This is a genomic window from uncultured Sphingorhabdus sp. (assembly GCF_937872355.1).
In the GTDB taxonomy this organism is placed as follows: domain Bacteria; phylum Pseudomonadota; class Alphaproteobacteria; order Sphingomonadales; family Sphingomonadaceae; genus Sphingorhabdus_B.
This window is the reverse complement of record NZ_CALMSV010000073.1, coordinates 1-6,734: the sequence shown is the minus strand read 5'-3', so window position 1 is coordinate 6,734 and position 6,734 is coordinate 1. Positions and strand designations below refer to the sequence as shown.

The 6,734-nt window shown below is 56.0% G+C and carries 4 protein-coding genes and 1 pseudogene; 2 read left to right on the top strand and 3 right to left on the bottom strand.

The window, feature by feature from the left end; all coding sequences use genetic code 11:
- Positions 1-935: DEAD/DEAH box helicase (locus Q0239_RS04140; protein ID WP_298598852.1), on the top strand; the 935-nt coding region annotated here is incomplete at its 5' end.
- A gap of 68 nt (positions 936-1,003) precedes the next feature.
- Here Q0239_RS04140 and Q0239_RS04135 read toward each other — a convergent pair.
- The 3 genes from Q0239_RS04135 to Q0239_RS04125 form a co-directional block, all read right to left on the bottom strand.
- Positions 1,004-3,724, bottom strand: coding sequence for a TonB-dependent receptor (locus Q0239_RS04135; RefSeq protein WP_298598855.1), 2,721 nt, complete (start codon positions 3,722-3,724; stop codon positions 1,004-1,006).
- Between the two features lie 246 nt (positions 3,725-3,970).
- Positions 3,971-5,662, bottom strand: coding sequence for an amidohydrolase (locus tag Q0239_RS04130; protein WP_298598849.1), 1,692 nt, complete (start codon positions 5,660-5,662; stop codon positions 3,971-3,973).
- A complete protein-coding gene (locus tag Q0239_RS04125; RefSeq protein WP_298598846.1) occupies positions 5,659-6,528 on the bottom strand; it encodes an NAD(P)-dependent oxidoreductase in 870 nt (289 codons plus the stop codon). Before Q0239_RS04125 ends, Q0239_RS04130 begins: the two co-directional genes overlap by 4 nt.
- A 58-nt stretch (positions 6,529-6,586) precedes the next feature.
- Here Q0239_RS04125 and Q0239_RS04120 point away from each other — a divergent pair.
- Positions 6,587-6,734 (top strand): annotated as a pseudogene (locus tag Q0239_RS04120) (threonine ammonia-lyase); the annotation flags it as partial.

Sequence of the window (6,734 nt, the reverse complement as noted above, 5' to 3'; positions counted from 1 at the left end):
TGGATCTCTTCGAGCGCGGCAATATCCTGCTCAATGGCTGCGAGTTGCTGGTTATCGACGAAGCCGACCGCATGCTCGATATGGGCTTCATTCCCGACATCGAAAATATCTGCACGAAACTGCCAACAACGCGGCAAACGCTGCTTTTTTCGGCAACCATGCCGCCGCCGATCAAGAAGCTGGCGGACAAGTTCCTTTCGAACCCGAAATATATTGAGGTTGCGAGGCCCGCCTCCTCGAATCTCAACATCGAAGCCAAACTGGTCGATGTTGCACCGATGAAAAAGCGCGAAGTGCTGCGGAGCCTGTTACGCAGCGAAGATGCGCACACCGCCATAATCTTCTGCAACCGCAAGACAACCGTGCGCGAGCTCAACAAGAGCCTGCAGCAACATGGTTTTCGTTCGGGTGAAATCCATGGCGACATTGATCAGGCATCGCGCCAGCGACAGTTGGATGCATTCAAGAGCGGAACCATCAATCTTCTGGTCGCCTCCGACGTTGCCGCGCGTGGTCTTGATATCAAGGGCGTCAGCCATGTGTTCAACTTTGACGCTCCCTGGCATCCCGACGATTATGTCCACCGTATCGGCCGCACCGGTCGCGCAGGTGCCAAGGGCAAAGCCTTTACCTTTGTGACCAAGGCCGATGAAGAAGCGATCGATAATATCGAGAAGCTGATCGGCTTGAAGATCGAGCGTCTGGGTAAGCAGGCAAGCGAAAGTGCGGACGAACCGGAACGTGAGCGCCCGTCGCGTCGTAAAGCCTCGACGAAACCCAAAGAGCCCAGTGAAGCAAAAGCACCATCTCGGCCGGCGAAATCGGAACCCAAAAAGCACGGTAAGCCTGCCGCCAAAGAACGCGACGACGGCACTGTCGATGGCGACTGGAACGGCCCGATGCCCGATTTTTTGAACTTTACGATACCGCTCTAATTTTCGGTAACGCATCAAACAAAAAGGCCCGCCGAAGCGGGCCTTTTCTAATTTTGGTTCGGCATTCCTCAGAATTTGCCACGAAGCGTAATTCCGTAGGTGCGCGGTTCGGCCAGGAAGTGTGAGAACAGCTGGCGACCGCCCGGATATTGCGGATCGGTGAATTGCGCGCTGGCGCCACCTGCCTGGAACGGCGTGTTAAAGGCAACCTGCGCATAGTCCTGATTGAAGATATTCTGGCCCCACAATTCGAGCGACCAAGCCTCATCCGGACCGCGGATGCCAATGCGCGCGTTGAAGATCGCATAGCCATCCTGTTCCTTTTGCGGGAACAGATCCGAGCCGGTGTTGTAATCGCCGGTCAAGCGACCATCGATATACAACAGACCCGAAAGACCACTTCCGCCAATTTCAGGAGTCCAGGTGATGCTGCTGGTTGCCACCAGTTCAGGTGCGTTCGACAGATTGTCACCCGGCAGCTTGCGCAAGGCGGCATCCAGCGGAGCACCGGACTTGTTGCCCACCAGATTGGTGCGATAGCTGGTATTCGCATAGGTCAAGCCTGCCGCCATGCGGAAGTTGCGAGCCGGAACCAGCGAAGCTTCAAGTTCGAAACCTTCTGCCCGGACGCCATAACCTACATCACCTGCAGCACACGCTCCTGTAGCATTGCTCAAATCACGATCCGCCCCGCCAAGATCGGCTGAGCAGCCATTGATAGTCTGAACAAGGTACACGGCGCCATTAAAGGTATTCAGCTGGAAATTGCTGAAATCCGAACGGAAAGCCGAGAGGCTGACGCTGAACGGCCCCGTCGCATATTTTGCACCGATTTCGTAGCTGTCGACCACTTCGGGATCAAATTGCAGATTGCCGACCAGCGACTGCGCTCCGCCAGCCCCTGCGAATGTCACACTCGTAGGCACTCCTGCCGCGTTCACCACGATCGGTGGTTTGAGCGCTGATCGATCAAGGTTGAAACCGCCTGCTTTATATCCACGCGCGAAGCTGCCATAGAGCAGAAGATCATCTGTCGCTTTCCAGGAAAGAATCGCAGTGCCTGTGAATTTGTCTTCGCTGCGACGGTCATTAATCGAAACGCCGTTCAATTCCGCAGTAGAGTTACCCTGACAGCCCAGCCCGATCAGAGCTGATGCAAGAGCTCGGGCCGTTCCAATCTGCAATGCTGTACCCGCGGTCGTCGTTGTCAGGTCGTCGAAGACCAATCCCTGAATCGTCGTGCAGCGGGTATTGTCGTTGCCGAAGGTAGCATCGAACTTTTTCTTGTCACTTGTGTAACGCAGACCAAGTGTCAGATCGAGCGTGTCTGTGATGTGCACGATATTGTGCGTAAACAGGGCCCAGTTAGTACCGTTCTGGAAGTAGCTTTCATTGGTAGTTCCCAAATCATTGAGGCTATCCAACGCTGTAAACGCCGCAACGATATCCGCACCAGAGGTTCCGGTAGCACCCGCAAGCGTTGCGGGGCCTACGACCGGCGCAACGCATGATGGGTTGGTCGGCGAGTACAGACCGGCAAGGCCGCCCCCGGAAATGATACGGCAGGTTGCAAAGCGGCCATATTGGTTGCCGAAGCGCAGATTATCACGAACCGTCAACTTCTCATTGGCGTAGAAACCGCCGACCAGCCAATCGAGCGTGCCGCCAAATGCTTCGCCCTGCAAACGCAGTTCCTGTGTGAATGTGTGGAACTGGCGATAGGCATCATCGCTGGGTGCGCGATAAAGGATGTCGACTTCGCCATAATCGGTATCTGAAGCCTGACCCGAACGATATTCACGGTACGCCGTGATTGAAGTCAATTTAGCTCCGCCAAAATCATAATCGATCTGGCCGGAAAAACCGTAATCTTTGGTTTCGCCATTGAACAAACGATTGGGGCTGATCGAAATCTTTCGGCCATATCCCTGACTGAACGACGAAAGCGGCTGCCCCAGGTCGCGCAGCACATTGATAATGTTGTTCGCAGCCGAATTGTTCAGCGGCGTCGCCAAATTATTCAGATTGCCGATATATGGGTTGACCGTACCGTCCACATATGTCGCAGCGCAGCATGCTTCCTTGCGCGACGTATAGTCCGCAATGAGGCGAACCGACAGATCGTCATTGGGTTCGAACAGCAACTGTCCACGCAGGAAATAGCGGTCACGGTTATTCACATCGCGACCATTGGTATCATCGCGATAGAAACCATCGCGCTTCACATAAACACCGTCTACCCGGAAGGCGATCTGTTCGCTGATCGGTCCGGTGATGCTGCTGGCAGCGCGCATGAAATCATAGTTGCCATAGGTCAGCTCGCCGCTACCGCCAAAGGAGAATTCGGGCTTTTTCGAATAGATGCTGATCAGGCCTGCGGACGAGTTGCGTCCGCCCAAGGTTCCCTGCGGGCCACGCTGTACTTCAACTCGGTCGATTTCACCAAGTTCATTGAGGCCGATGCCTGAACGCGAGCGGTACACGCCATCGATGAAGACCGGAACCGAGCTTTCAAGGCCCGGGTTGTCGCCGACCGTACCGATACCGCGAATACGTGCCGAGCCGTTGGCTTCCGATCCAGTCGAAGAGACGAGCAGCGATGGCGCAACTTGGTTCAGCTGGCGAATGTCATTCGCGCCGCTGTTTTGCAGCGTTTCGGCGTTCACCGCCGAAATGGCCACCGGCACATCAGACAAGACCTGCGAACGGCCTTGTGCAGTAACGACGATCTCGACTTCTTCTTCTGCGGTGTCGGCTGCCTCATCTTGAGCATAGGCATATGTCGGCATCACCAGCGCGCAAGTTGCGGCAGATAAAGCGAACACAGTTTTCCGGATGCCAGTATTGGCCTTCATAACCCTCTCCTTCAACGTCAACTTTTATTATTGCCTGCATACCTATGCGCTTTATGCGCATAAGTCACCTACGACAGACATTGTTGCAACAATTTTTCAAAGAATGTTGCTCAACTGCAACAAAGCGCAACTGCAATGACTAATTTAATCGATTAATTAAAAACATTGTTGCGCGCTAGATTAACGCGATGTTGCGTCATTTAGGGTGTTTATCTTGGCTATATCATCTTGTTTGTAGACCGGCCGTCCGCCCAACCAGGTCTCTTTCACCCGAGCCGCGCGGATTTGCGCAGGCGATGCCAGCAGTGGATCAGTGTCGACCAAGATAAAGTCGGCGCGATGCCCGGGGGTCAGCGAACCCACTTTTCCCTCCGCAAAAGCAGCATAGGCCGCGCCAATGGTGAATCCAGCCAAGGCTTGTTCGCGCGTTACTCGCTCGGCGGGAATCCACCCTCCGAATGGCTGCCCCTGTGCGTCCTCGCGCGTCATTGCCGCTGCGATGCCAGCAAAGGGATTGGGCGCTTCAACAGGCGTATCAGAGCCGAATGCAAGCTTCCCGCCCGCTTTCAGTATCGAGTTCCAGGCATAGGCACCGGCCAGCCGCTCAGGCCCCAACCGCGCTTCCGCCATCAGCCGGTCAGATGTCTGATGGACCGGCTGCATCGACGCGATGATGCCATTTTTGGCAAGGCGGGGCAGGTCGGCCGGATCGACTATCTGCACATGCTCGATCCGCCAGCGCCGGTCGCCCGCATAGGTCTCCGCCAAATCCTCGACCGCGCCAATCGCATCTGCGTTGGCGGCATCACCGATTGCATGCACAGCAGTCTGAAAGCCATCCATCGACGCACGGACCATCAGATTACGGATTTCAGCACTTGCCAGAAATGAAAGACCGGTTTGACCGGGTGCATCGGCATAAGGCTTTTTCAGCCAAGCCCCGCGACTGCCCAGCGCGCCGTCCAGATAGAGCTTCACACCGCCCAGACGCAGCTTGTCGTCATACAACCAGGGTGTCGGGCGCGGCCCTGCAATGGCCACCATATTGTCGATTCCGCCTGCATAGCCAAAGATACGGATCGACAGCCAACCAGCATCGCCTGCGCGCCGATAGCTTTGCCAGTCCTCGATTGTCGTTCCCATATCGGCAATGCTGGTCACGCCAACCGAGAGCAATGCCTTCTGCGCCTCGGCCAACGCCAGATCGCGTTCCGCAGGTTTGGGTGCGGGGATGTGTTTTGCGACGAGATCGCTGGCCGCATCGACAAAGATGCCACTGGGCTTGGCACCCACCATCTCGATTCGGCCACCCGCAGGCGATTTTGAGGCACCAGTCACACCTGCAATTTCCATCGCCTTGCTGTTGGCCCAGCCCGCATGGCCATCAACCCGCTCGAGCCAGATCGGGCGATCAGCAACGACGGCATCCAGATCGGCAGAGGTCGGGAAACGACCCAAGCCCCATTTTTCCTGGTTCCAGCCACGCCCGACTATCCATCTGCGCTCGGGATATTTCGTAGCATAAGCTTTGATCGCCGCCTGCGCCTCTTCCAGCGAGTTGGTACCCGACAAGTCCAGCGTCAGCGCTGCAAAACCGAGCCCCATCACATGTCCATGCGCATCAATCAGCCCGGGAAGCATCGTCAGCCCGCGCCCGTCATGGCGAAAATCAAGCTGTTTGGGAGCTTTTTCCTTGCTCGTTAAAAGCTGGCTGATCTTGCCTTCCTTGTCGATCAGCACCGCAGAGAAGCGAACAACCTTGCCGTCTTTGTCGAGCGTGATGCCATTGACATTTTCAACCATGCCATCGGCGTAAACAGGGGCTGCGAATGCAATGCAAATTGCCGCAGCCAATCGGGTAATGGCTTTCATCGTTTCGGCAACCTCCGCACCAATGCACTCGTATCCTGTCGTCCGCCGCCCATATATTGGATATCGGAAAAGAATTGGTCGGTCATTGCTGCGATTGGAATGCTGGCACCATTGGCGCGGGCTTCGTCGATTGCCAGCCCCAGATCCTTTCGCATCCAGTCGACGGCGAAACCGAAGTCAAACTCGCCCTTCGCCATAGTTGCCCAGCGATTGTCCATCTGCCAGCTTTGTGCAGCCCCTCCCGAAATGGCATCGAACACTTTGTCGAGATCGAGCTCGGCACATTGGGCGAAGTGCAGGGCTTCGGAGAGGCCTTGTAAGACCCCTGCAATGCAAATCTGGTTGACCATTTTTGCCGTTTGCCCATCGCCCGGACCGCCGACATGGACGACACGTTTGGAATATGCCGCCATCACCGGTGTGGCCGATACTACCGCTGCTTCTGTGCCCCCGCACATGATTGCCAAGGTGCCATTTTCAGCACCAGCCTGTCCGCCTGTCACAGGCGCATCGACGCAATGGATGCCACGTCCCTTGGCTTCGACAGCCAACTGGCGTGCAATCCGGGCTGATACCGTTGTATGGTCGATGAAGGTGCTGCCCTTTGGCATCGCGGCGAATACACCATCGCGGCCCAAAGTGATGCTGGCCAGGTCATCGTCGGTGCCGACACAGCTAACGACAAATTCCGCGTCCTTCGCAGCCTCTGCCGGCGATGCGGCCTTTTGCCCGCCATGTTCGGCAACCCATTTGTCGGCCTTGGCTGATGAACGATTGTACACGGTCATCTCATGACCAGCGTTGCGAAGGTGACGTGCGATCGGGCCGCCCATGACGCCCAATCCGATAAAAGCTATTCTTGCCATGCCTGAGCCTTAATGTCTGTTTTCACATTGCGCCAGATAGGTTAGGGCCCGCGCCACTATGTCCGATCTTCTGACCCTTGCCGATGTCCGCGCCGCGCACGAGCGTATCCGCGACGCCATTGTCGCAACGCCCACTTTGCACAGCAAAACGCTGTCCAACCTGACAGGCGCGAATATTTATCTGAAATTCGAAAACCTCCAGTTTA

What these genes read in the sequence shown, in the direction of transcription:
- Q0239_RS04135 (WP_298598855.1), bottom strand. Translation starts at nt 3,724, where the DNA reads ATGCCGACATATGCCTATGCTCAAGATGAGGCAGCCGACACCGCAGAA.
- Q0239_RS04130 (WP_298598849.1), bottom strand. Translation starts at nt 5,662, where the DNA reads ATGAAAGCCATTACCCGATTGGCTGCGGCAATTTGCATTGCATTCGCA.
- Q0239_RS04125 (WP_298598846.1), bottom strand. Translation starts at nt 6,528, where the DNA reads ATGGCAAGAATAGCTTTTATCGGATTGGGCGTCATGGGCGGCCCGATC.